The 22,797-nt window shown below is 66.1% G+C and carries 19 protein-coding genes; 9 read left to right on the forward strand and 10 right to left on the reverse strand.

Annotated elements, in window-relative coordinates:
• Positions 1 to 92: 92 nt before the first annotated feature.
• Together ACRSCF_RS06345 and ACRSCF_RS06350 are read right to left on the reverse strand one after the other, a co-directional pair.
• Positions 93 to 2,162: a sensor histidine kinase gene (locus ACRSCF_RS06345; RefSeq protein WP_017405185.1), complete on the reverse strand. Its 2,070-nt coding sequence runs from the start codon at positions 2,160 to 2,162 to the stop codon at positions 93 to 95.
• Positions 2,150 to 4,129 carry a sensor histidine kinase gene (locus ACRSCF_RS06350; RefSeq protein WP_016451095.1) on the reverse strand — a complete coding sequence of 660 codons (1,980 nt, stop codon included), beginning with the start codon at positions 4,127 to 4,129 and terminating at the stop codon, positions 2,150 to 2,152. The genes ACRSCF_RS06345 and ACRSCF_RS06350 overlap by 13 nt, the downstream gene beginning before the upstream one ends.
• Positions 4,130 to 4,297: 168 nt before the next feature.
• Between ACRSCF_RS06350 and ACRSCF_RS06355 the strand changes: the two genes are divergently transcribed.
• The 3 genes from ACRSCF_RS06355 to ACRSCF_RS06365 all read left to right on the forward strand — a co-directional run bounded on the left by ACRSCF_RS06355 (position 4,298) and on the right by ACRSCF_RS06365 (position 8,737).
• Positions 4,298 to 4,999, forward strand: a complete 702-nt coding sequence (locus ACRSCF_RS06355; RefSeq protein WP_016445751.1) for a response regulator transcription factor — start codon at positions 4,298 to 4,300, stop codon at positions 4,997 to 4,999.
• A 239-nt stretch (positions 5,000 to 5,238) separates the two neighbouring features.
• Positions 5,239 to 7,662 carry an IPTL-CTERM sorting domain-containing protein gene (locus tag ACRSCF_RS06360; protein WP_244387876.1) on the forward strand — a complete coding sequence of 808 codons (2,424 nt, stop codon included), beginning with the start codon at positions 5,239 to 5,241 and terminating at the stop codon, positions 7,660 to 7,662.
• Between the two features lie 127 nt (positions 7,663 to 7,789).
• Positions 7,790 to 8,737, forward strand: a complete 948-nt coding sequence (locus ACRSCF_RS06365; protein ID WP_244387877.1) for a bestrophin family protein — start codon at positions 7,790 to 7,792, stop codon at positions 8,735 to 8,737.
• 90 nt (positions 8,738 to 8,827) lie between these two features.
• On the opposite strand, the gene ACRSCF_RS06370 is transcribed toward ACRSCF_RS06365, so the two are convergent.
• From ACRSCF_RS06370 to ACRSCF_RS06380, 3 genes are all read right to left on the reverse strand, one after another.
• On the reverse strand, positions 8,828 to 9,943 hold the full coding sequence (locus ACRSCF_RS06370) for an acyl-CoA dehydrogenase family protein (RefSeq protein WP_016451097.1): 1,116 nt from the start codon (positions 9,941 to 9,943) through the stop codon (positions 8,828 to 8,830).
• A gap of 69 nt (positions 9,944 to 10,012) precedes the next feature.
• Positions 10,013 to 11,194 (reverse strand): acyl-CoA dehydrogenase family protein, encoded by a 1,182-nt coding sequence (locus ACRSCF_RS06375; RefSeq protein WP_017405188.1) that lies wholly within the window; start codon positions 11,192 to 11,194, stop codon positions 10,013 to 10,015.
• Between the two features lie 109 nt (positions 11,195 to 11,303).
• Positions 11,304 to 11,984: a YceH family protein gene (locus ACRSCF_RS06380; protein ID WP_016445756.1), complete on the reverse strand. Its 681-nt coding sequence runs from the start codon at positions 11,982 to 11,984 to the stop codon at positions 11,304 to 11,306.
• Between the two features lie 96 nt (positions 11,985 to 12,080).
• Between ACRSCF_RS06380 and purN the strand changes: the two genes are divergently transcribed.
• Positions 12,081 to 12,659 (forward strand): phosphoribosylglycinamide formyltransferase, encoded by a 579-nt coding sequence (gene purN / locus ACRSCF_RS06385; protein ID WP_034364124.1) that lies wholly within the window; start codon positions 12,081 to 12,083, stop codon positions 12,657 to 12,659.
• Between the two features lie 7 nt (positions 12,660 to 12,666).
• Here the strand turns inward: purN and ACRSCF_RS06390 are convergent, their stop codons facing one another.
• Entirely contained in the window at positions 12,667 to 12,939 is a 273-nt protein-coding gene (locus tag ACRSCF_RS06390) for a DUF1653 domain-containing protein (protein WP_016445758.1), read from the reverse strand.
• 92 nt (positions 12,940 to 13,031) lie between these two features.
• On the opposite strand from ACRSCF_RS06390, the gene ACRSCF_RS06395 reads away from it, so the two are divergent.
• Together ACRSCF_RS06395 and ACRSCF_RS06400 are read left to right on the forward strand one after the other, a co-directional pair.
• Positions 13,032 to 14,360 carry an RsmB/NOP family class I SAM-dependent RNA methyltransferase gene (locus ACRSCF_RS06395; protein ID WP_244387878.1) on the forward strand — a complete coding sequence of 443 codons (1,329 nt, stop codon included), beginning with the start codon at positions 13,032 to 13,034 and terminating at the stop codon, positions 14,358 to 14,360.
• A 116-nt stretch (positions 14,361 to 14,476) separates the two neighbouring features.
• Positions 14,477 to 15,700, forward strand: coding sequence for a DesA family fatty acid desaturase (locus ACRSCF_RS06400; RefSeq protein ID WP_244387879.1), 1,224 nt, complete (start codon positions 14,477 to 14,479; stop codon positions 15,698 to 15,700).
• On the opposite strand, the gene ACRSCF_RS06405 is transcribed toward ACRSCF_RS06400, so the two are convergent.
• Positions 15,675 to 16,043, reverse strand: coding sequence for a hypothetical protein (locus ACRSCF_RS06405; protein ID WP_016445761.1), 369 nt, complete (start codon positions 16,041 to 16,043; stop codon positions 15,675 to 15,677). The genes ACRSCF_RS06400 and ACRSCF_RS06405 overlap by 26 nt on opposite strands.
• 211 nt (positions 16,044 to 16,254) lie before the next feature.
• Here ACRSCF_RS06405 and ACRSCF_RS06410 point away from each other — a divergent pair, with 211 nt between their 5' ends.
• The gene (locus ACRSCF_RS06410; RefSeq protein ID WP_016451100.1) at positions 16,255 to 17,739 is read left to right on the forward strand and encodes a PLP-dependent aminotransferase family protein; all 1,485 of its coding nucleotides are present in this window, start codon (positions 16,255 to 16,257) and stop codon (positions 17,737 to 17,739) included.
• Positions 17,740 to 17,805: 66 nt separating this feature from the next.
• Here the strand turns inward: ACRSCF_RS06410 and rpmG are convergent, their stop codons facing one another.
• The 3 genes from rpmG to trxB form a co-directional block, all read right to left on the reverse strand.
• Positions 17,806 to 17,976 carry a 50S ribosomal protein L33 gene (gene rpmG / locus ACRSCF_RS06415; protein ID WP_012207164.1) on the reverse strand — a complete coding sequence of 57 codons (171 nt, stop codon included), beginning with the start codon at positions 17,974 to 17,976 and terminating at the stop codon, positions 17,806 to 17,808.
• Positions 17,977 to 17,996: 20 nt separating this feature from the next.
• Positions 17,997 to 18,230: a 50S ribosomal protein L28 gene (gene rpmB, locus ACRSCF_RS06420; RefSeq protein WP_012207163.1), complete on the reverse strand. Its 234-nt coding sequence runs from the start codon at positions 18,228 to 18,230 to the stop codon at positions 17,997 to 17,999.
• 268 nt (positions 18,231 to 18,498) lie between these two features.
• A complete protein-coding gene (gene trxB / locus ACRSCF_RS06425) occupies positions 18,499 to 19,452 on the reverse strand; it encodes a thioredoxin-disulfide reductase (RefSeq protein ID WP_016445763.1) in 954 nt (317 codons plus the stop codon).
• A 260-nt stretch (positions 19,453 to 19,712) separates the two neighbouring features.
• Between trxB and ACRSCF_RS06430 the strand changes: the two genes are divergently transcribed.
• Together ACRSCF_RS06430 and lolA are read left to right on the forward strand one after the other, a co-directional pair.
• Positions 19,713 to 22,076: a DNA translocase FtsK gene (locus tag ACRSCF_RS06430; protein ID WP_016445764.1), complete on the forward strand. Its 2,364-nt coding sequence runs from the start codon at positions 19,713 to 19,715 to the stop codon at positions 22,074 to 22,076.
• Positions 22,077 to 22,104: 28 nt separating this feature from the next.
• Positions 22,105 to 22,740, forward strand: a complete 636-nt coding sequence (gene lolA / locus ACRSCF_RS06435) for an outer membrane lipoprotein chaperone LolA (protein WP_034364106.1) — start codon at positions 22,105 to 22,107, stop codon at positions 22,738 to 22,740.
• Positions 22,741 to 22,797 lie beyond the last annotated feature (57 nt).

Here is a 22,797-nt window from a genome sequence, read left to right on the forward strand (position 1 = left end):
CAGAATGAGGCGGGCTTTGATGGCGGCAAATGCCGACAGGCCACGCCAGTGGCGAACTTTTCATTATCGTGGATTCTTCGCCGCATCATGTTTCAAGCCGCTGTCTGCAAGGTTTTGGACTGCGCAGCGGGAGCGGGATGCGGCGGCAGCGTGAGCGTGAAGCTCGTGCCGCCCTCCGGTGAAGGTGCCGCCTGTATGTCGCCGCCATGCAGTCGTGCAATGCGTCGGGCGACCCACAGGCCCAGGCCGAAGCCGCGGGCCTGGTCGGAGCGGTGGCCGCGCTCGAAGCGCTCGAAGATGCGCAGCGCCAGCTCGGGCGCCAGGCCTGGGCCCTGGTCGCTGACGGTGAGTTCCAGCTGACCACGGTCGTCGGTGCGCGCGCGCACGGTGATTTCTCCGGCCTTGGCGTACTTCACGGCGTTGTCCACGAGGTTGGACAGTGCGATGCGGATGAGCGTGGAGTCGCACTCCCAGATGGCGGGCGCCTGCGCGCTGTCCAGGCGCAGACGGTGGCGGCGGGACCAGTGCACGAGCTGCGCGGCATCATCGACCAGCTCCATGACGGGAGCGCGGTGCAACTGCAGCCTGAAGGCGGGAGCGTCCAGGCGGTCGCTGATCAGGCAGTTGTCCACCAGGGCCGTGAGGCGTCTGCAGGCGCGCCGGATCTGGGCGGCGCGTTCGAGCTGGGAGTCGATGTCGGGGGAGGGAAAGGAAAGTTGCTCGGTGGCGGCACTGTCCACCACGGCCAGCGGCGTGCGGAACTCATGGTTGACCATGTTGAAGAACTGCCGCTGCTCCAGTCGCAGCGTGCGTTCGCTGTGCAGCGCCGCCTGCAGCGCGTTCTGCGCCCGCAGCAGCTCGGCCGTGCGCAGCCGCACGCGCTCTTCCAGCGCATGCTCGGATTTGGCCAGGGATTCGAGCAGTTGTGCCTGGCGCGCCATGGAGTCCCGGAATTTCTGGATCAGGCTGGCGCCGACGGCCACGGTGATCACGATGTTGACCAGCAAGGTGTTGAGCTGCCAGAAAACGCTGGTCTCTATGGTAGGCAGGCTGGCAAGGCCCACATAGGCTGCCGTCACATACAGCCCCATGAGCCCGTACATGGTGCTGGGAACGACCATCAGCACATGCACCAGGCTGGCACGATCGCGCAGCAGATTGCTCCATGCGACCACCGCAAACAACGCGCTGATGGCCCAGGGCGCGCCGACCCCTATCCAGGCCCAGTCCTGGTAGCGGCCGAGCGGGATGCTTGGCAGGCACAGCAACGGGATGATTCCCAGGGCGAGCAGGGCCCGGTCCATGCGCCGCCAGCGTGTGTCGCGGGTCAGCAGCTCGCGCATCTGCCAGGCCAGGGCGGCGGGAAGCATCAGGGTGCCAAGGCTGACGCACAGATGGCCCCAGTGCGCCAGATGGTCGGGCAGCCAGATCTGCAGGTAGCCCCGGTCGCTGGCGCCATGGATCAGTACGGCGATGGCTGCCACGGCCATGGCGGCCAGTTTGCGCAACCGCAAGGCCAGGGCTGCCCCGATGATCAGCAGGGCCAGCATGAGGTTGATGCCCTGGTGGATGCCCGATGCCCATTCCACGGCCGAGAACTGCGTCATCAGACCGCTGCTGCGCCAGATCGTGGCGTCCAGCTGCATGGGGCTTGAGGTCTGCACGCGCAGGATGAAGGGCTGGTCCGTGTACAGCGGAAACACGAGCTGGCGCACATGGACCCGTGGTTCGCCGGTTGCCGTATCGCCGCTGCTGCGCATGCGCCAGGCGCCGTCCATGTACTGGTACAGCGCGACCTGGTCCAGGTAGCTGGGCAGGATCTCCAGCCACAGAGGGTCCTGCTCGGGGTCGATCTTCCCGGCCGCGATATAGGGAGCCTGCACCTTGAGCCAATACACATCGCGCGTGTAGCCCTTGTTCAGCGGTGTGTCCAGCGCGGTGAAGTCCGTATCGGGCAGGGCTGCCACCTGGTCGATGGTGAGGCTGCCCTGCGCATCGACAAGCGCCAGCATGGGCAGGTCCGTGCCCAGCTGCAGGCGCTTGGCTGGAAGGGACTGCCAGGCCGGACTGAGGATGAAGCAGACCACCAGCACCAGCGAAAACACCAGCCAGCCCGGCAGCGCCAGACGGTTCAGGACACGCAGCAGGTTCAGGATGCGCATGGCGAGGCGGGCTGTGTTGCAGCTGCGGCAAGGCCGCTGTCTTCGGGAATGCTGCAGGGCAGCGTCAGCGTGAAGCAGGTGCCGCCGCCCGCAGCTGGCGTGACCTGCACATCGCCGCCGTGCATCTGGGCCACGCGCCGGGCCACCCACAGGCCCAGGCCGAAGCCTCGGGTCTGGTCCGAGCGCTCTCCGCGCTCGTGCAGTTCGAAGATGCGCTGCGCCAGCTCGGGCGCCAGGCCAGGGCCCTCGTCGCTGACGGTGAGCTCCAGCCGGCCCTGCCCGTCCAGGCGGGCACACACGGCGATTTCGCCGGCCTGGGCGTATTTCACGGCGTTGTCCACGAGGTTGGACAGGGCGATGCGCACCAGCGTGGGATCGCACTGCCAGGAGGCGGGGATGCCGGCAGTCTCCAGCCTCAGATGATGGCGGCGCGACCAGTGCACGAGCTGTACGGCATCGTCGATCAGGTCCGTCACCGGAACCCGGTCGAGCTGCAGCCGGAACGCAGGCGCGTCCAGGCGGTCGCTGACCAGGCAGTTGTCCACCAGGGCCGTGAGGCGCCTGCAGGCACGCCGGATCTGGGCGGCCCGCTCCAGTTGGGAGTCGATGTCGGTGGACGGAAAGGTCAACTGCTCCGTGGCCGCGCTGTCCACCACGGCCAGCGGCGTGCGGAATTCATGGTTGACCATGTTGAAGAACTGGCGCTGCTCCAGCCGCAGGGTGCGTTCGCCGTGCAGCGCGGCCTGCAGCGCGTTCTGTGCATGCAACAGTTCGGCCGTGCGTGTGCGTACCCGGCCTTCGAGCGCGTGCTCGGAGCGGGCCAGCGACTCCACCAGTTGCGCCTGCCTGTCCATGGAGTTCTGGAATTTCTCGACCAGGCTGGCGCCCACGGCAATGATGATGAGGATGTACAGCAGCAGCGATTCCAGTTGCCAGTACATGCCGGCTTCGATGTCGGAGGACACCAGCCCCGTGAACGCTGCAGCCACGTGGATGCCCATGACCGCATGCAGCGTGTAGGGAATCAGCACCAGCAGGTTGACGATGCTGGGGCCCAGCCGGAGCAGGTTCTTCCAGGCCACCAAAGCGCTCAGCATGCTGGCCATCCAGGGGACGCTGACTCCGAGCCAGGCCCATTGCGTGTAATGCCCCATGGGAATGCTGAGCAAGGCCAGCAGCGGCGCCAAGGTCAGCAGCACCAGCATGCGGTCGATGCGGCGCCAGATCGTTCCGCGCGTCAAGGTCTCGCGTGCCTGCCAGGCAAAGGCGGCAGGCAGCAGGAAGACGCCCACGCTCACCCAGATATCCGCATGCGGCGCCCAGGGCTCGGGCAGCCACAGCTGGGCATAGCCGCGCACATTGGCGTTGTGGGTCAGAACCACGAACGCCAGCAGCGTCATGGCCATCAGGCTGCGCATGCGAAGGGCCAGGGCTGCGCCGGCGATCAGCAAGGTCAGCACCAGGTTCACGCCCTGGTGCACCCCCGAGGCCCACTCCACGCTGGACAGCCAGGCCATCAGCCCCGTGCTGCGCCAGACCGTGGCGTACAGCTGCATGGCGCTGCTGGTCTCGATGCGCAGCACAAAGGGCTGGCCGGCGCGCAGTGGAAACACCAGCTGGCGCACATGGATGCGCTGGGCCATGGGCACCGTGTCGCCGCTTTCGCGTGCCTGCCACAGGCCGTGCGCCTGCTGGTAGAGCGTGACCCTGTCCAGATAGGTGGGCGTGATCTCCAGCCACAGCGGATCATTGCCGGCCAGCGCACTGGCGGGTGCGAGGGCAGGCATGGCAACCCTCACCCAGTAAGCCTGGCGGGTATAGCCCTCGTTCAGAGGCGTGCGCCGGGTTTCGAAGGCATCATCGGGCAGGGCCGCGACCTGTTCAATGGTCATGCTGCGGCCCGCATCGGCAAGCACCTGCATCGGCAGGTCCTTGCCCAGACGCAGTCCCTTGTCAGGGGGAGACATGGTTGCCGGGCTCAGCACGAAAAATGCGAGCAGCCCGAGCGATACCGTGATCCATGCAATAAAAGTAAATTTTTGTGTGTTTCTCTGAACTGTGAGCATTCGAGAGTGTTCGTGCATGGCGGCGGACGTTCACCCCAATGAAAATCCGCGCACCAATAGGCAAACATCATGCAGCAGACACTAGAGCCATCGATCGAGTTCACCGTCGCCGTCGTAGAGGACGACGAGGATATTCGTATCAATGTGTGTCGATTTTTAACAAAGTCTGGCCTGCATGCCTGGGGCACGGATTCTGCAGAAGACTTCTACATAAAGCTACTGCGCGAAAAGGCAGATCTGGTCGTCGTCGACCTGGGTCTGCCCGGCGAGGACGGGCTGAGCCTGGTCAAGCGCCTGGCCGAGCAGGAGATCCCCGTGGTGGTGCTCACGGCACGCGGCGATCTGGACAGCCGCATTGCCGGCCTCAATGCCGGCGCGTTGCAGTACTTCGTCAAGCCCACCGACATGAACGAGCTGGTGGCCGGCATCCGCTCCCAGCTTCGCCGCAACACCGGTCAGCCGGGCAGGGCGTCCGCCCCATTCCTGACCTGGCGCCTTGACCCCCTGTCGGCCTGCATGGTCGCACCCAACCACCAGATCATTGCCCTGACCAGCCGCGAGCTGGAATTGCTCGGCTGCCTGATGGCAACCCCCGGGACCATGGTGTCCAAGCAGACCCTGATCGAGGCCATGGGCTATGCCGATGTGGATGACGGTTTTCATCGCATTGAATCGCAGTTGACGCGGCTTCGCCGCAAGACCCTGGATATCTCCGGGCTGGCCCTGCCGGTGAGGGCCGTGTTCGGTCGAGGGCTGGTGTTCGTGCCTTAGGCGCCTTTTTCTTCTCCATTTCAGCTTTTTGAACCGCTGCCGTCCGGGCATGCGGAAGGGATTCGTTCGCCCATTTTTTTGCTGCAAAAGCGCGTGCGCGTGATTGGGCGGCTTGGTGCTGGCGGTGTGCGCAAGCCGGCGGCGTGGGCCGTCGGGGTTTTCATCCGTGATCAAACACACATGAAGAGAGGAATGGTATGGCGAGACAGAGTTTGCATATCCGGCCCACAGGGCCGCGCATGAACGCTTGGAGGCAGGCGAGACGCCTGATCGCGGCTGGCACCCTGGCGGTGATCGGTGCGGGGGCACAGGCGGCGTTTCTGAATGGTGATTTCGAGACGGGAGACTTGACTGGCTGGACGGCTCAGGCCTGGACCAACAATGGGACCCAGACCAATCCGAAGAGCCTGAGCGAGTTGCTTTTGCAGCCGCCCGGCAGCAAGGTTCATCTGGTCGAAATCGACAGCGGCTCGGAAGGCGCTGCAGACGAAGTCCTGTTCCGGGGTGACGCCGGCCAGTCCGCCCTCAAACTGACTTTGGCAGGCTCCCACTCTGCCCGCATCAACCTCAAGGCGAACAGCACCATCCCAGCCAGCAACGTGATACCGCGGTCCAACAATGTCACGGGGGGACTCGCCGGCTGGACCCAGCAGGTCAATACGGCAAGTTCCATCACCCAGGAAGTGACGCTGACTGCGGATGACATCGACCAGGACGGCAAGATCCACATCCGATTTGTCGCGGCGCCCGTGCTTGAGTACGCCAGCAATCACGGAGGCGAGGATCGCCCCTACTTTGCCATCTCGCTGGTCAAGACCTATGACGCCCAGACCGCCACGGATCTGACGGGCTCACCCCAGGAGTTGTTCTTCAAGTACCACTACGGCGGCGAGCCGGGAGCACCCTGGAAGACCTTTACCGACAAGGGCGGTGCCATCCAGAACTACACCGACCCCCAGGCCTACGATGTCGCTCCTGGCAATGCCTACCTGCGGGTAGGCGACAAGGTCAGGCTGCAGGCCGTGGCCTCGGCCTGCAGTGCCGGTGGCCACGCAGGCCATCTGTACGTTGACAACTTCGGCACGACCCTGCCCAAGACCTTGTGGATCAGCGCGTCCGGGCCTGTCAGCGCGCCCAAGGCGGACGGCACGGAGATCACCTACACCTATACCTATACGAACAACGGCAGCACCCCGGTGAACAACGTGAAGGTCACGCCCGCGATGCCCGTGGGCACGGATGCGGGCGTCAGTCCGACCACGTTCGTGTCGCTGGCCGGCGACGGCGGCGCTTGCACGGCCCCGGCCGTGGGCAGTTCAGACCCTGCCCAGTGCAACTTTGGGACCCTGGCACCCGGGCAGTCGGGCACGTTCACGATGACCGTGAAGGTTCCTGCGGGCACGCCGTCAGACCAGATCAACAACGGCAACTACACCATCGGAGGCGACCTGACCTCGACCCTGCTCGGTGCCATGGTGCAGACCCAATTGCTGGCTCCCGCGGCGAGCAGCGACATGGTGCCTGATGTCTCCGGACTCCCGCCCACCGCCGTGGTCGGCGTCCCCTACACCGGCAGCTTCTCCTGCAAGAACGATGGTGCAGCCAGCGCAGGCCAGGCTATCTGCGATGCCTCCGGTCTGCCCCCTGGCGTGACGGCAGGCCAATGCACGATAGACGGCGCGGCCTGGATGCAGCCCGCCGTGGTGCCTGCGGGCAAGACGGTGGTCTGCCTGGTCTCCGGCACACCGACGGGTCCAGGCGGCAGCTCGACGGTCACGGTGACCACGGGCGGCGACAACGACCTGACCCCGGGCAACAACACGGCCACGTCGAACATCGCGGTCACCACAACGCCGGACATGCAGGTCAATCTGAGCGGACTGCCCTCCACCTCGCCGCTGAACATTCCCTATAGCGGCAGCTTCACCTGCAGCAACCAGGGCCTGGCCAACGCCGTGAGCGGCACCTCCTGCGCCGTCACCGGCCTGCCGGCTGGCGTGACGCAAGGCGCATGCTCCATCAGCCCCGGCAATGCCGCGTGGGTGGCGGGCAATGCGGTGCCGGTGGGAGCCACGGTCACCTGCCAGGTGAGCGGTACGCCCACGGCCGCAGGTTCGTCCATGGTCACGGGCACCACGGGCGCAACGGATGATTCGAATGCGGCAAACAACACCGCGACCATGAATGTGTCCACCGTTGCAGTGCCCGACATGGGCGTCGATCTGAGCGGTCTGCCGACCGCGTTCACTGCCGGCACGCCCTACAGCGGCAGTTTTGTCTGCAATAACCAGGGCTCGGCCGATGCATCGGCAGGGACCTCGTGCGCAGTCACGGGACTGCCGCCTGGCGTCAGCCAGGGCGCTTGCCGCATCAGCCCCTCCAATGCAGCCTGGTCCGCAGGGGATGCCGTGCCTGCGGGCGCCAGCGTGACCTGCACGGTCAGCGGAACGCCCAGCTCCGTGGGGGCGGTGGCACTGACGGGCAGCACCGGTGCGACCGGAGATGCCAACCCGGCCAACAACACGGCTTCCCGCGCGGTGGCCGTGGCCGTATCGCCCGCCTCCATCCCCACCCTCTCCGAATGGGGCCTGATCCTGATGTCCGGCTTGATGGGCATCATGGGCTGGGGCATGGTGCGCCGCCGCCGCTTCAACGCGCTGTGACCGGCAACCGGTCGTGACGCAGGGCGCCCTTCGGGGCGCCTTTTTTTTTTTGGTTCGGAGCATGGCCGCAGCCCATTGACATGCTCAATATGTGATCGAATAAGGGTTTATACCTATCATTCGCCCCATGATCGTCCGTGATCGCCCCGCCGGCCTCAGGCTGTTTCTGATTTTGCGGGGCTCGGTGCTCCAGCGCATCCAGGTCACGCTGCTCGTGAACATCGTGTTTGCCGCCATCATCACCCTGGTGCACGGCAATCTCTTCGACGTGAAGATCACGGTGACGCCCATCCCCTTCACGCTGATCGGCCTGCCGCTGGCCATCTTCCTGGGGTTTCGCAACAACACCGCCTACGACCGCTACTGGGAAGGGCGCAAGCTCTGGGGAGAGATGGTGATCTGCGCGCGCACGCTGGCGCGCCAGTGCCAGAGTCTGATTGCGCTGGACACGGTGCCCGATCCCCGGCGCCGCGACAGCGACGTGCGCGTGCGCATGGTGCACCGGGCTGTTGCCTTCGCGCATTCGCTGCGGTCCCAGCTGCGGGGCCTGCACGACGATGCCGAAGCCGGCCGCTGGCTCGTGGACAGGGAATGGCGCCAAATCCAGGCCCTGCCGCTGGAGCAGCGCTGCGACGCACTGATGATATCCATGGGGCATGACCTGGCGCAGTGTGTGCGCCGTGGCGAGATGGAGCCCTGCCTGGCCGCGTCCATGGACAAGACCTTCACACGCATGACGGCCGCTGCCGCCTCGTGCGAGCGCATACGCAACACGCCCATGCCGTTCTCGTATGCGCTGCTGCTGCACCGCACGGCCTACATGTACTGCTTTCTGCTGCCGTTCGGCCTGGTGGACACGACCGGGTTCATGACGCCTTTCGTCGTGGCCATCGTGGCCTACACCTTCTATGGGCTCGACGCCCTTGGCGATGAACTCGAAGAGCCCTTTGGCCTGGAGAGCAACGACCTGCCGCTGGACACCATCTGCCGCTCCATCGAGATCAGCCTGGGCCGCACGCTGGGCGAGACGGATCTGCCCGCGCCGCTCAGGCCCGAGGGCTACAGGCTGACCTGAGGCGGCGGGCAAGCATGGGAAAAAGCAAAGGCCCATGAAAAGCCCCGCAGTTTCCTGCGGGGCATGGTGGTCTGAAGCGGGACCCGAGGCTCAGGCAAACACGCCGGCCGTGTCCTGCATCTTCCCGGACACGATGCCCAGATGGTGCAGCGTGTCCCCACCCGTCATCTCCATCTGCGTCAGGCGCTTGAAGTAGTGGCTGCCTGCGTACTCGTCGGTCACGCCGATGCCGCCGTGCAGCTGCACCGACTGCTGGCCCACATAGCGCAGCGACTGGCCCAGCTGGACCTTGGCGCGCGCGATGGCCACGTGGCGCTCCGCCTCGGGCGTGTTCATCTTGAGGCTGGCGTAGTAGCTCATGGAGCGGGCCAGCTCCAGCTGCATCTTCATGTCCGCCACGCGGTGGCGCAGGGCCTGGAAGCTGGCGATCACCGTGTTGAACTGCTTGCGCTGGTTCATGTACTCGGTGGTGAGCTTCAGTGTCTGCTCCATGGCGCCCACGCCTTCGGCGCACAGGGCGGCGTTGGCCACGTCCTGGGCCAGCGTCAGGGCGGCCAGGCCATCGGTCGTCACCAGCGTGGCGGGGGCCGCCTGGCAGCGCAGCTCGGCGGCGCGGCTGCCATCCTGGGTCCGGTAGCCCTGGGTGCTGACGCCGCTGGCGCCGCGCTCCACCAGGAAGAGGGCGATCTTGCCGTCCAGCTGGGCCGGCACCAGGAAGGCATCGGCCGCGTCGCCTGCGGGCACCACGCTCTTGGTGGCATCCACCGTGTAGCCGCTGCCGCTCTTGCCGGCCGTGGCCGCGCAGACGTCGAGCCGGTAACGGGCCTGGCGCTCCTGGTGTGCCAGCACGACCAGGGCCTCGCCGCTGGCCACGCGCGGCAGCCACTGGCCGGCCACGGAGGCGTCGGCATGCTGGCCGAGCACGCTGGATGCCACGAAGGCCTGTGCCAGCGGCTCCATCACCAGGCCGCGGCCCAGCTCTTCCATCACCACCATCACGTCGGTGGCGCCCTGGCCCAGGCCGCCGTGCTCCTCGGGCACGGTCAGTGCCGTCAGGCCCAGTTCGGCCAGCTCGCCCCAGGCCTCGCGCGAGAAGCCGCCCGCCTCGACGATGGAGCGGCGGCGCTCGAAGGTGTAGCCCTTGTCCACCCAGCGGCGCACCGCGTCGCGCAGTTGCTGCTGGTCATCCGAAAAATCAAAGTCCATTTTCTGTCTCCCGAAGCTGATCGAAGCGCGTCCGGCGCACTTCTGGGGTCAGCGAAACTCCAGCCAAAATCAGCCCAGCACCGTCTGAGCGACGATGTTTCTCTGGACCTCGTTGGAGCCGCCGTAGATCGTCGTCTTGCGCATGTTGAAATAGGTCGATGCCAGCGGCGCGTTGTCCGCCACGCCGCCGGGGAAGTCGCCCTGCCAGCCGGCTTCCATGGCTTCTTCGATGAAGGGCAGGCTGAAGGGGCCTGCGGCCAGCATCATCAGCTCGGAGTAGCGCTGCTGGATTTCACTGCCCTTGATCTTGAGCAGGCCGGCGATGTCCAGCGGGTTCTTGCCCGATTTCTCGGCCGACAGCACGCGCAGCACCAGCATCTCCAGCGCGACCACGTCGACTTCGAGCTTGGCGATCTCGTCGCGGAAACGCTGGTCCTCATAGACGCCTTCGGCCTTGGCGATGCGCTTGAGGCGTTCCAGCTCGCGCTTGGCGCGGTTCACGTCGGCGATGTTGGTACGCTCGTGGCTGAGCAGGTGCTTGGCGTAGGTCCAGCCCTTGTTCTCCTCGCCGATCAGGTTCTCGGCCGGCACTTCCACATTGTCGAAGAAGACCTCGTTGACCTCGCACTCGCCGTCCAGCAGCTTGATCGGGCGCACGGTCACGCCAGGGCTCTTCATGTCCACCAGCAGGAAGCTGATGCCGGTCTGGGGCTTGCCCTCGTTGCTGGTGCGCACCAGGCAGAAGATCCATTCGCCGTACTGGCCCAGCGTGGTCCAGGTCTTCTGGCCGTTGACGATGTACTTGTCGCCCACGCGCTCGGCGCGGGTCTTGACGCTGGCCAAGTCCGAGCCCGAGCCCGGCTCCGAGTAGCCCTGGCTCCACCACACTTCGCCGCTGGCAATGCCGGGCAGAAAGCGCTGCTGCTGCTCGGGCGTGCCGTAGGCCATGATCACGGGCGCCACCATCACGGGGCCGAAGGGAATGATGCGCGGCGCGCAGGCCAGGGCACATTCCTCCTCGAACAGGTGCTTTTGCACGGCGTTCCAGCCGGGTCCGCCGAACTGCTTGGGCCAGCCGTAGCCCAGCCAGCCTTTCTTGCCAAGAATCTTGGCCCAGTTCTGCAGGTCGTCGCGCGTCAGGCGCAGCGAATGGCGCACCTTGTGCGCGATGTCCTGGGGCAGGTTGGCCCGCACCCAGGCGCGGACTTCCTCGCGAAAGGACTGTTCTTCAGGGGTAAATGCCAGGTCCATGGACTGTGTCTCCTTCAATCCCGGCTTTTGTAGCACGCGCGTTCTTTTTTGAACTGTCCAGGGCGTGACAACCTATGGCAATCCCTGATGGCTTCACGGCCGCCGGATATCAGGCAGGCTGATCGGGTTCTTCCAGACCCAGCTGGGCGTAGACATGTGCCAGACGTGCCTGCAGCTGGCGTACCTGGGCTTCCAGATCGACCACGCGCTGGGCCAGGGCATCGCCGCGTGCGCCTGCTGCCGCAGGGGCCGAGGCGATCGCGTTCACGTCCACGGGGCCGCACAGCAGGTGGGCCCAGCGTTGTTCGCGCGCGCCGGGCGCGCGGGGCAGCAGGACGACCAGCGGGCCGCCTTTTTCCTCGCTGCGCTCGCGCAGCTCTTCCAGGAAGGCTTCGACCGAGGAGATGTCGGCAAAGCGGTGCCAGCGCTCGGAGTTGATGCGCAGCTCGCCAGCCGTCTGCGGGCCGCGCAGCATCAGCAGGGACAGCAGCACGGCGCTCTGGTCGGGCACACCCACGCCGCGCGGGAAGTTGTGTTCCCAGCGCGTGGCGCGTGCGCTGCTGATCTGCACGGACATGGTGCGCAGGCGCAGGCTGTCCAGCGCTTCCTGGGCTTCGCCCTCGCTGACTTCCATCACCGGATCGCGGCTGCTTTTCTGGTTGCAGCCCGTCACCAGTGCGTTGAGCGTGAGCGGGTAGCTGTCGGGCACGGTACGCGCCTTCTCCATCAGGGTGGCCAGCACGCGGGCTTCGACGGCGGTCAAGGGGGTGGAGCGGGGATCGAATGGCATGGGTCTGAGGGCAAGAGGTGACAAGGCCCGGCAGGGCCATGGGCCTTGCCGGGGCTGGCGCAGGCCGCGCGGCCCGCGGTGCGACAATCGCCGCCCATGAAAAATATCGTGATCCTGATCTCGGGCGGCGGCTCGAACATGGCTGCCATTGTGCGTGCTTCGCAGCAACAGGACTGGGCGCGGCGTTATGGCGCCCGCGTGGCCGCCGTGGTCAGCAACAAGGCCGAGGCTTCGGGCCTGGTTTTCGCGCGCGAGCAGGGCATTTCCACCGAGGTGCTGGACCACCGCCCGTTCCCCAGCCGCGAGGCCTTCGACGCCGAGCTGGCCCAGGTGATCGACCGGCACGCGCCCGCGCTGGTCGTGCTTGCCGGCTTCATGCGCATCCTCACGCCGGGCTTCGTTGCGCATTACGAAGGTCGCATGATCAACATCCACCCCTCGCTGCTGCCCGCCTTCACGGGCCTGCACACGCACCAGCGGGCCATCGATGCAGGCTGCCGCTTCGCCGGCTGCACCGTGCACCGCGTGACGGCCGAGCTGGATGTGGGCCCCATCCTGGAGCAGGCCGTGGTGCCCGTGCTGCCCGGCGACACGGCCCAGGCACTGGCCGCGCGCGTGCTGGTGCAGGAGCACATCATCTACCCGCGCGCCGTGGCGCAGTTGATGCGGGGCTAGGGTCTGCTCACAGGCCTTCGCTCTGAAAGGCCTGCTGCTCCACTTCGGGGCAGCGTGCAAAGCGGGGCTGCTCCACGCCGTTGATGACCACGGTTTCGTTGAACATGGCGGCCGGCCGCACCCACAGGCCGCGCTCGCCGTAGAGCGCGCGGTACAGGGTCATGGACTCGCGCGTTTCGCTGTGGCGCACGGTGGCAAGCACCTCGTAGGGAGCACCCTTGTAGTGGCGGTACAGGCCCGGGGGCGTGGCAATCAGAGGGGGCAGGTCGTCATCGGTCATGGGGCGCCATGGTAGCCGTGCCAGCCCGGCGTTGCTCCGGGTTCCGACCTGCGCCCCTCTCGGATTTGCAAGGCAGTGGGACAATCGCGGCCATGCATCCCAAACAGCTTCTCGACGCCTGCGCCGAACTGGTCAAGCGCACCCTGACTTTCGAACATCCGGCCGACGCCGTGGTGTCACGCTTTTTCCGTGAAAACCGCAACCTGGGCCCGCGCGAGCGCGCTGCGCTGGCCGAGACCGCCTACACCGTGCTGCGCAAGAAGCTGCTTTTTGAGAGCCTGGCGCGTTCTGGCAGCGGCTCGCGTGAGCGCAGGCTGGCCATTTTGGGCTTTGCCCACAGCCAGGAGGCACTGGCCCGCGTGGCTGGCAAGACCGAGCAAGGTGTCAAGGACGCACGCAGCTTCGTGCGCGCCGCGCTGTCGCCGCAGGAGCTGCAATGGCTGGACGCCTGCGAGGCCGTGCGTCCCGACGAACTGATGGAGCCGCACCGCCACAACCTTCCCGAATGGCTGGTCGCGCCGCTACAGCAGCAACTGGGCGATGACTTCTGGGCCTTTGCCCAGAGCATGGAGCAGGCCGCGCCGCTGGATCTGCGCGTCAATGCGCTGAACGCCAAGCGTGCCGATGTGCAAAAGGAACTGGCCGATGCCGGCATCGCCGCCGAAGCCACGCCTTACTCGCCCTGGGGCCTGCGTGTGCAGGGCAAGCCGGCGCTGGCCCGGATGGACGCTTTCACGCGCGGTGCCATCGAGGTGCAGGACGAAGGCTCGCAACTGCTGGCGCTGATGCTCGATGCCAAGCGCGGCGAAATGGTGGTCGATTTCTGTGCAGGCGCAGGCGGCAAGACCCTTGCCATTGGTGCTTCGATGCGCAGCACGGGGCGTCTGTACGCCTTCGATGTCTCGGGCCACCGGCTCGAGGCCCTGAAGCCGCGCCTGGCGCGCTCGGGCCTGTCGAACGTGCACCCCGCGGCCATCGCCCATGAGCGCGACGACCGCGTCAAGCGCCTGGCCGGAAAGATCGACCGCGTGCTGGTTGATGCCCCCTGCTCGGGCCTGGGCACGCTGCGCCGCAACCCCGACCTCAAGTGGCGCCAGTCTGCCAAGGCCATCGAGGAGCTCACGCAGAAGCAGGCGGCCATCCTGGCCAGTGCTGCGCGGCTGGTCAAGCCGGGCGGGCGCCTGGTCTATGCCACCTGTTCGGTCCTGCCCCAGGAAAACGAAGCCATCGCCGAGGCCTTTGCAGCGGAGCACTCTGACTTCGTGGCCATGGATGCCGGAGAACTTCTGGCCCAGCTCAAGGTGGAGCGGGGCGATGTGCTGTGCAGCGGCGGCGAGACCGGCACGCAGTACCTGCGCCTGTGGCCCCAGCGCCATGAGACGGACGGGTTTTTCGCCGCCGTTTGGACCCGGAAGCCGTAACTTGCAGACGCAATAAGCTGTAAATCGCGGGAGATTGCCGAACGTCTTCACGGGGGGCTCGCCTAAAATTGAGGCATCGGTGCCACTGGGCGCCGGCTTTGGCAAAGGCTTGGGTCATGTCTGTGGATTTCGCGTCGGTTTGGAATATTGCCCTGGACTGGATGGCCCATGGCCTGTGGCAGCTGTCGTGGTGGCAGCTGCTGCTGTATGCCCTGGTCACCACCCACGTCACGATTGCGGGCGTCACCATCTTCCTGCACCGCTGCCAGGCCCATCGTTCGCTGGACCTGGGGCCGGTGCCCTCGCATTTCTTCCGGTTCTGGTTGTGGTTGGGCACGGGCATGGTCACCAAGGAGTGGGTGGCCATCCACCGCAAGCACCACGCCAAGTGCGAAACCGAGGACGATCCCCACAGCCCGCAAACGCGCGGGCTGGATACCGTGATGCGCCAGGGCGCGGAGCTGTACCGCGAAGAGGCCAAGAACGCCGAGACGCTCAGGAAGTTCGGCCACGGCACGCCCGACGACTGGATCGAGCGCCATCTCTACAGCCGGCATTCGATCTGGGGTCCTTCTCTGATGCTGGTCATCAACGTGCTGCTGTTCGGCGCCATCGGACTGACCATCTGGGCCGTGCAGATGGCCTGGATTCCGTTCTGGGCTGCCGGCGTGGTCAACGGCCTGGGCCATTTCTGGGGCTACCGCAACTTCGAGGCCCAGGACGCCAGCACCAACCTCGTGCCCTGGGGCCTGGTCATCGGCGGTGAGGAACTGCATAACAACCACCACACCTATCCGACCTCGGCCAAGTTCTCGGTCAAGCGCTATGAGTTCGATGTGGGCTGGGCCTACATCCGGGCGATGCAGGCGGTCGGCTGGGCCAAGGTCAAGAAAACGCCACCCAGGCTGGTCATGGGTGCCATCAAGCCTGTGGCCGACGAAAAGACGCTGGAGGCCGTGATCGCCAACCGCTACGAGGTCATGGCCCGCTATGCGCGCGGCGTGCGTGCCGCCGTGCAGTTCGAACTCGATGCGCTCAAGCAGCGCAAGGCGCAGCAGGCCGACCTGTCCTTGCTCAGGACGGCGCGCCGCTGGCTGCACCGCGATGCCGACAAGGTGCCCGCCCAGGCGCAGAACCAGCTGGCCCAGGCGCGCGCCGCCCATCCCGTGCTGGACCAGATGCTGGTCATGCGCGAGGAGCTGCGCCAGCTGTGGCTCAACACCTCGCTGTCGCGCGAGCAGCTGACGGCCCATCTGCAGGCCTGGTGCCATCGCGCCGAGGCCAGCGGCATTGCCGCGCTCAAGGAGTTCTCGGTCAAGCTGCGCGCTGCCCACGCCTGAAGCTGCGAAGCCAGCCGGCAAGCGTCCATTCCCGGGGCCGCATCTTCTCTTCGGAGGCGATGCGGCTTTTTGCTGCGGGGTTCGGCTGCAGTTCCAGACCTGCCGTGGCCTGGGACACGGAGCGGACTCTTATCCGCAGGTCCGCGCCTGCGCGCCAGCCCTGGCCCGGCTGCAGCCTGAGAGTCAGCCCCGGCGCTGCATCGGCCCAGGCCTGCTGCGGGACGCTGATTTCCAGGCTGCCCTGGCGGCAGAACAGCTCGCAGCCCTCCTGCATGGACAGATACAGGTCGTTTCCGGGGGCGAGATGGCGCAGTTCGAAAGAGCGGGTGTGGGCGTTGTGCATGGGGTGGTGTCCTGTAGTTCCAGGCCCCAAGCGTAGGCATTCGGCCCTCTTTGGCACAGGCACAGGCTGTGGTTTGTTGCGCCGCAGCAGTGCAGGCAGTCCATGTTCTGTTCTGCTGCATGGCTTGATGATCTGTATCTGTTGCGTAACAGGGCCTTGAGGCAAGATCTCGGTCAAGCACTTCCATCCCCAGCCGTTTTCCATCCTGCCCATGACCGCCGCAAGCGCCGCCCCCACCCTGTACCGCCGCCTGGCGGCCGACTACAGCCTGGCCATGGAGATGGGCACGCTCAAGGCGGGCGAGCGCATGCCTTCCGTGCGCGAGCTGATGCGCCGCCACGAGGTCAGCCTGTCCACGGCGCTGCAGACGCTGCGGCATCTGGAGGATCTGGGCCAGCTCGAGGCCCGCCCGCGCGTGGGCTACTTCGTGCGCGATGCCCGGCCTGCAGGGCTGGCGCCTGCCAGCGAACCGGATCTGAGCCAGCCCGTGCAGCCGTTGCCACAACAGCACTTTGCGGGCATCAATGAGCACATCTCGCTCATGCTGGAGCGCGGCCGCCAGGCCGATGTGCAGGTGGACCTGGGCGGTGCCACGCCGCCGCCGGAACTGTTCGATCGCGGCTACCTGAACCAGGCGGCTGCCCGGCTGCTGCGCGAGCAGCCCGACCTGCTGGTGCTGGGGCGTTCCATGATGGGCAGCCACCCTGATTTCCAGCGGGCCATGGCGCGGCGCGCGCTGGCGGCGGGCATCCATGTCGCACCGGCCGATGTGCTGGCGACCACGGGCAATTCCGAGGCCGTGAGCCTGGCGCTGGCCGCCGTGGCCTCGCCCGGCGATGTAGTGGCCGTGGAGTCGCCGACCTACTACGGCCTGCTGCAGGTGGTGGAGTCGCTGCAGATGCAGGCGCTGGAGATTCCCTGCAGCCCGCGCACCGGCCTGTCCCTCGAGGCACTGGAGCTGGCCCTGCAGACCCAGCCCCGGCTGAAGGCCGTGGTGGTCGTGCCCGAGCTGCAGATGCCGCTGGGCACGCGCATTCCCGATGAACACAAGGCCAGACTGGTCGAGCTGTGCGCCGCCCACGGCGTGGCGCTGATCGAGGACGACTCCTACGGCCTGTTCGTGGAAAGCAGCCAGCCCGTGCGCCCCATCAAGGCCTGGGACCGCCTGCCGGGACATGTGATCTATTGCGAGGCCTTCAACAAGAGCATGGCGCCAGGCCTGCGCCAGGGCTGGATGAACGCCGGCCAGTGGCATGGCCGTGTGCAGATGCTCAAGTTCGCGCGCAGCCGGGGGACCCAGACCCTGGCCCAGTTGCTGGCGGCCGCCTGCGTGGGCTCGCCCGCGCATCTGCGCAATCTGCAGCGCCTGAAGCAGCAGCTGCGGCGCCAGCGCGAGGGCATGGCGCAGCTGGTGGCGCGCTTTTTCCCGTTGGGAACGCGGCTCAGCCTGCCGCCCGGCGGGCTCAGCCTGTGGCTGGAGCTTCCGGCTGGCGTGTCCACGTCCGCGCTGTTCACGCAGGCGCTGGCGCGCGGCATACGCACGGCGCCGGGCAGCATGTTCTCCAACTCGGGCCGCTACGAGCACTGCATGCGCCTGGGCTGCACCCTGCCCGTGGATGGCGTGGTCGAGCAGGCCTGCCGCGATCTCGGCGCCATGGCCTGCGCGCAGCTGGGCCAGCCCGCGCGCCACGGGTGAGGGACGCAAAAAAACCGCCGGGCTTGCGCCGGGCGGTTTCTTTGTCGGTACCAGGGACAGGCTGAATTACTTCAGCTTGATTTCCTTGTACGTGACGTGCTTGCGAGCCTTGGGATCAAACTTCATGATCGCCATCTTCTCGGGCATTGTCTTCTTGTTCTTGGTCGTGGTGTAGAAGTGGCCGGTTCCTGCAGTGGATTCCAGCTTGATCTTTTCGCGTCCGCCTTTAGCAGCCATGGTGTTTCTCCTTGAGGGATTTAGGCTTGGCCACGGGCACGCAGGTCTGCGAGCACGGAGTCGATACCGTTCTTGTCGATCAGGCGCAGAGCAGCGCTGGAAACGCGCAGGCGCACCCAACGGTTTTCGCTCTCAACCCAGAAACGGCGGTATTGCAGGTTGGGCAGGAAACGACGCTTGGTCTTGTTGTTGGCGTGGGAAACGTTGTTTCCCACCATGGGCTTCTTGCCCGTTACTTCACATACGCGTGCCATGAGGACACTCCGATAGTTGTACAGCCGCCGACGCTGATGCCCTGCATTTGCTGCAGGGCCTGCCGGCAACCTCACCTCGCCATAAAGGGTGGCGGTAACCCCATCGCTGAAAGTGTCCTGGCCATGCAAGCAAGGCGCGCTTCAAATTCAGCAAAGCCACGGATTATAGCGTCTTCATGAGAAAAGCCCCTGGGCCAGCCAATCACGGCGGCAGCCAGGGGCTTTTGCCGCGCTGCACGAGGGCAGGGCGGGCGGGATGGCATCCCGCTTATTCCTGCTCGAGGAAGCGCTGGGCGTCCAGCGCGGCCATGCAGCCCGTGCCGGCGCTGGTGATGGCCTGGCGGTAGACATGGTCCTGCACGTCGCCGGCCGCGAACACGCCGGGCACGCTGGTCTGGGTGGCGAAGCCCTTGAGGCCACCCTGGGTGATGATGTAGCCGGTCTCGTCCATCTCCAGGTGGCCCTTGAAGATCTCGGTGTTGGGCGCGTGGCCGATGGCGATGAAGCAGCCCTGCAGCTGGATGTCCTCGGCATGGCCATCCTGGGTGCTCTTGATGCGGATGCCGGTCACGCCGGACTGGTCGCCCAGCACCTCGTCGAGCACGAAGTGGGTCTTGAGTTCGATCTTGCCGGCACGGACCTTGTCCATGAGCTTGTCCACGAGGATGGGCTCGGCCTTGAACTTGTCGCGGCGGTGCACCAGGGTGACCTTGCTGGCGATGTTGGACAGGTACAGGGCTTCCTCGACGGCGGTGTTGCCGCCGCCGACCACGCACACGGGCTGCTCGCGGTAGAAGAAACCATCGCAGGTTGCGCAGCCCGAGACGCCGCGGCCCATGAAGGCCTCTTCGGAGGGCAGGCCCAGGTACTTGGCCGAGGCGCCCGTGGCGATGATCAGGCTGTCGCAGGTATAGGTGCCGGAGTCGCCGGTCAGCGTGAAGGGGCGCTTGGAGAAATCGACGCTGTGGATGTGGTCGAACACCACCTGGGTCTTGAAGCGCTCTGCGTGCTCCAGGAAGCGCTGCATCAGTTCGGGGCCCTGTACGCCGTTCACGTCCGCAGGCCAGTTGTCCACTTCCGTCGTCGTCATCAGCTGGCCACCCTGGGCCATGCCGGTCACCAGCAGCGGGTTGAGGTTGGCGCGCGCGGCGTAGATGGCGGCCGTGTAGCCGGCAGGGCCGGAGCCGAGGATCAGGACTTTGGCGTGTTGCGTAGAAGACATGGATGCAGTTCTTGAAAAAGGCGCACGCCGGCAGTCGGCGTGCAGAAAAAAGATACATCGGGCACAGCCATGGAGTATCGCTCCGCAGCCGGGTTCCCGTTGCCATGCGGATCAATGGCCCGGATTGTCAAAAATGATCGACATGGCGCCGTCATGCTGCGGCGTCATGTTCTGTTGCAAGTGCTTGCATTACGCTAGCAGGCCGTCCTGGCTGTTTTTGCGGCCAGCCCGAGGGGGCTGGGGTAAGCTCCCGCCTGCGTATGACCTACTCATTGAACGCTCTGAACGCTTCCACATCCGCCAAGGGCAAATCCAAGTCTGCGGCGCGCCCCGGCATGGTGGCGCGCTTCGGCCATGAAATGCTGCTGTTGGCGGGGCTGCTGGCCCTGGTGTTCTGGCTTGCCTCCATGCTCAGCTACTCGCCCCAGGATCCAGCGTGGTCCACCTCCGGGGCGGGACACGCGCGCCTGGTCGCCAACTGGATGGGCCGCGTCGGAGCCTGGCTGGCCGACGCCTGCTATTTCGGCTTCGGCATGTCGGTCTGGTGGCTGGTGCTGGCCTCGGTGCAGACCTGGATGTCTTCCTTCGCCCGCTGGCTGCGGGGCGGCGTGCCCCGCGATGGCGTGCAACTGCCGCCGCTGTGGCGCCGGCGCCTGCGTTTCTGGGGTGGCCTGCTGCTGCTGCTGGGCGCAAGCTGCGCGCTGGAATGGACGCGGCTGTACCGCTTCGAGAGCGTGCTGCCAGGCCCTGCCGGCGGCGTCTTTGGCTACATGCTGGGCTACCACAGCCTGCAATGGCTGGGCTTCATGGGTTCGGGCCTGATCGGCATCTGCGTGGCCGTGATCGGCCTGGCCATGGTGTTCCGCTTTTCCTGGGGGCATCTGGCCGAATCCATGGGCGCACGCCTGGATGGATGGGTGCATTTCCTCTTCGCGCGCCGCGAGAAGGCCCGGGACGAGGCCGCAGGCCGCCGTGCCGCGCGCGAGCGCGAAGAGGTGTTGCAGGAAGAGCGCACGGAAAGCGCCGTGCAGCACCCGCAGCCCGTGCAGATCATCGAGCCCGTGCTGCAGGAGGCGGCAGCCCCCAGCGTGCGCGTGGTCAAGGAGCGCCAGAAGCCGCTGTTCTCCGAATTGCCCGACAGCAAGCTGCCCCAGGTGGACCTGCTCGATGCGGCGCAGCAGCGCCAGGAAAGCGTCTCGCCCGAGACGCTGGAGATGACCAGCCGGCTGATCGAAAAGCGCCTCAAGGACTTTGGCGTGGAAGTGCATGTGGTGGCCGCCATGCCCGGCCCCGTGATCACGCGCTACGAGATCGAACCGGCCACGGGTGTCAAGGGTTCGCAGATCGTGAACCTGGCCAAGGATCTGGCGCGCTCGCTGTCCCTGGTGTCCATCCGCGTGATCGAGACGATCCCCGGCAAGAACTTCATGGCGCTGGAGCTGCCCAATGCCAAGCGCCAGTCCATCCGCCTGTCCGAGGTGCTGGGCTCGCAGGTCTACCACGATGCCAAGAGCATGCTGACCATGGGCCTGGGCAAGGACATCGTGGGCAACCCGGTGGTGGCCGATCTGGCCAAGATGCCGCACGTGCTGGTCGCCGGCACCACGGGTTCGGGCAAGTCGGTGGGGATCAACGCCATGATCCTGTCGCTGCTGTACAAGGCCGAGGCCCGCGATGTGCGCCTGCTGATGATCGACCCCAAGATGCTGGAAATGTCGGTCTACGAAGGCATTCCTCACCTGCTGTGCCCCGTGGTCACCGACATGAAGCAGGCCGCCAATGGCCTGAACTGGTGCGTGGCCGAGATGGAGCGCCGCTACAAGCTCATGAGCAAGCTGGGCGTGCGCAATCTGGCGGGCTACAACACCAAGATCGACGAGGCCAAGGCGCGCGAGGAATCGATTCCCAACCCCTTCAGCCTCACGCCCGAGGAGCCCGAGCCGCTGCAGCGCCTGCCGCACATCGTCATCGTCATCGACGAGCTGGCCGACCTGATGATGGTGGTCGGCAAGAAGATCGAGGAGCTGATCGCGCGCCTGGCCCAGAAGGCCCGCGCGGCCGGCATCCACCTGATCCTGGCCACCCAGCGCCCCAGCGTGGACGTGATCACCGGCCTGATCAAGGCCAACATTCCCACGCGCATCGCCTTCCAGGTCAGCAGCAAGATCGACAGCCGCACCGTGCTCGACCAGATGGGTGCCGAGTCCCTGCTGGGCATGGGCGACATGCTCTACATGGCCAGCGGCACGGGCCTGCCCGTGCGCGTGCACGGCGCCTTTGTGTCCGACGAGGAAGTGCACCGCGTCGTGGGCTACCTCAAGGAGCAGGGCGAGGCCGACTATATCGAGGGTGTGCTCGAAGGCGGCACGGCCGAGGGCGACAGCGAGTTCGGCGCGGAGTCCGGCGACGGTGGCAACGGCGAGAAGGATCCCATGTACGACCAGGCCGTGGAAGTGGTGCTCAAGGACCGCAAGGCCAGCATCTCGTATGTGCAGCGCAAGCTCAGGATTGGTTACAACCGCTCGGCCCGCCTGCTGGAAGATATGGAAAAGGCGGGCCTGGTCAGCGGTCTCACGGCCAGCGGGCAGCGCGAAGTGCTGGTGCCGGCGCGCGCCGGGGAATGAGCCCGCATTTCGCAATCATGGAGAAAGAATGAAACGTCTGTTGACTGCAGTTGTGATCGCGGCAAGCGCGACGGCCTCGTGGGCCGATGGCCTCAAGAGCCTGGAAGCCTTCATGAAGAATTCCCAGGCCGGCCGCGCCGAATTCACCCAGGCCGTCACGGCCCCGTCCAAGGATGGCCAGCCGCCGCGCACCAAGAACTCCAGCGGCCAATTCGAATTCCAGCGTCCCGGCAAGTTCAGGTTCGTCTACACCAAGCCGTTCGAGCAGACCATCGTGGCCGACGGCAAGACGCTGTGGCTCTATGACGCCGACCTCAACCAGGTCACGCAGCGCGCGCAGGCCCAGGCCCTGGGCAGCACGCCTGCCGCCATCCTGGCGTCGGCCAGCGATCTCAAGGCGTTGAGCGCCGACTTCGATCTGCAGCCCGCGCCCGAGCAGGATGGCCTGCAATGGGTCCAGGCCAGCCCCAAGGACAGGAACGGCCAGCTCAAGAGCGTGCGCGTGGGCTTTGCAGCCGATGGGCAGCTTTCGGCGCTGGACATCCTCGACAGCTTTGGCCAGCGTTCGCTGATCCGCTTCAGCAAGCTGCAGACCCAGGCATCCCTGCCGGCCTCGACCTTCGAGTTCAAGGTGCCTGCGGGCGCCGACGTGCTCAAGCAGTAATCCACCGCTGCACAGGGCGGCCCTTCAAGAACCTCACACGCTGCGGTGCGCAGTTTG

The organism is Delftia sp. 11MD (assembly GCF_050907895.1).
Taxonomy (GTDB): domain Bacteria; phylum Pseudomonadota; class Gammaproteobacteria; order Burkholderiales; family Burkholderiaceae_C; genus Comamonas; species Comamonas tsuruhatensis.

Coding starts and splice junctions, on each gene's coding strand:
- ACRSCF_RS06345 (WP_017405185.1), bottom strand. CDS start 2,162: ATGCGCATCCTGAACCTGCTGCGTGTCCTGAACCGTCTGGCGCTGCCG.
- ACRSCF_RS06350 (WP_016451095.1), bottom strand. CDS start 4,129: ATGTCTCCCCCTGACAAGGGACTGCGTCTGGGCAAGGACCTGCCGATG.
- ACRSCF_RS06355 (WP_016445751.1), top strand. CDS start 4,298: ATGCAGCAGACACTAGAGCCATCGATCGAGTTCACCGTCGCCGTCGTA.
- ACRSCF_RS06360 (WP_244387876.1), top strand. CDS start 5,239: ATGAACGCTTGGAGGCAGGCGAGACGCCTGATCGCGGCTGGCACCCTG.
- ACRSCF_RS06365 (WP_244387877.1), top strand. CDS start 7,790: ATGATCGTCCGTGATCGCCCCGCCGGCCTCAGGCTGTTTCTGATTTTG.
- ACRSCF_RS06370 (WP_016451097.1), bottom strand. CDS start 9,943: ATGGACTTTGATTTTTCGGATGACCAGCAGCAACTGCGCGACGCGGTG.
- ACRSCF_RS06375 (WP_017405188.1), bottom strand. CDS start 11,194: ATGGACCTGGCATTTACCCCTGAAGAACAGTCCTTTCGCGAGGAAGTC.
- ACRSCF_RS06380 (WP_016445756.1), bottom strand. CDS start 11,984: ATGCCATTCGATCCCCGCTCCACCCCCTTGACCGCCGTCGAAGCCCGC.
- purN (WP_034364124.1), top strand. CDS start 12,081: ATGAAAAATATCGTGATCCTGATCTCGGGCGGCGGCTCGAACATGGCT.
- ACRSCF_RS06390 (WP_016445758.1), bottom strand. CDS start 12,939: ATGACCGATGACGACCTGCCCCCTCTGATTGCCACGCCCCCGGGCCTG.
- ACRSCF_RS06395 (WP_244387878.1), top strand. CDS start 13,032: ATGCATCCCAAACAGCTTCTCGACGCCTGCGCCGAACTGGTCAAGCGC.
- ACRSCF_RS06400 (WP_244387879.1), top strand. CDS start 14,477: ATGTCTGTGGATTTCGCGTCGGTTTGGAATATTGCCCTGGACTGGATG.
- ACRSCF_RS06405 (WP_016445761.1), bottom strand. CDS start 16,043: ATGCACAACGCCCACACCCGCTCTTTCGAACTGCGCCATCTCGCCCCC.
- ACRSCF_RS06410 (WP_016451100.1), top strand. CDS start 16,255: ATGACCGCCGCAAGCGCCGCCCCCACCCTGTACCGCCGCCTGGCGGCC.
- rpmG (WP_012207164.1), bottom strand. CDS start 17,976: ATGGCTGCTAAAGGCGGACGCGAAAAGATCAAGCTGGAATCCACTGCA.
- rpmB (WP_012207163.1), bottom strand. CDS start 18,230: ATGGCACGCGTATGTGAAGTAACGGGCAAGAAGCCCATGGTGGGAAAC.
- trxB (WP_016445763.1), bottom strand. CDS start 19,452: ATGTCTTCTACGCAACACGCCAAAGTCCTGATCCTCGGCTCCGGCCCT.
- ACRSCF_RS06430 (WP_016445764.1), top strand. CDS start 19,713: ATGACCTACTCATTGAACGCTCTGAACGCTTCCACATCCGCCAAGGGC.
- lolA (WP_034364106.1), top strand. CDS start 22,105: ATGAAACGTCTGTTGACTGCAGTTGTGATCGCGGCAAGCGCGACGGCC.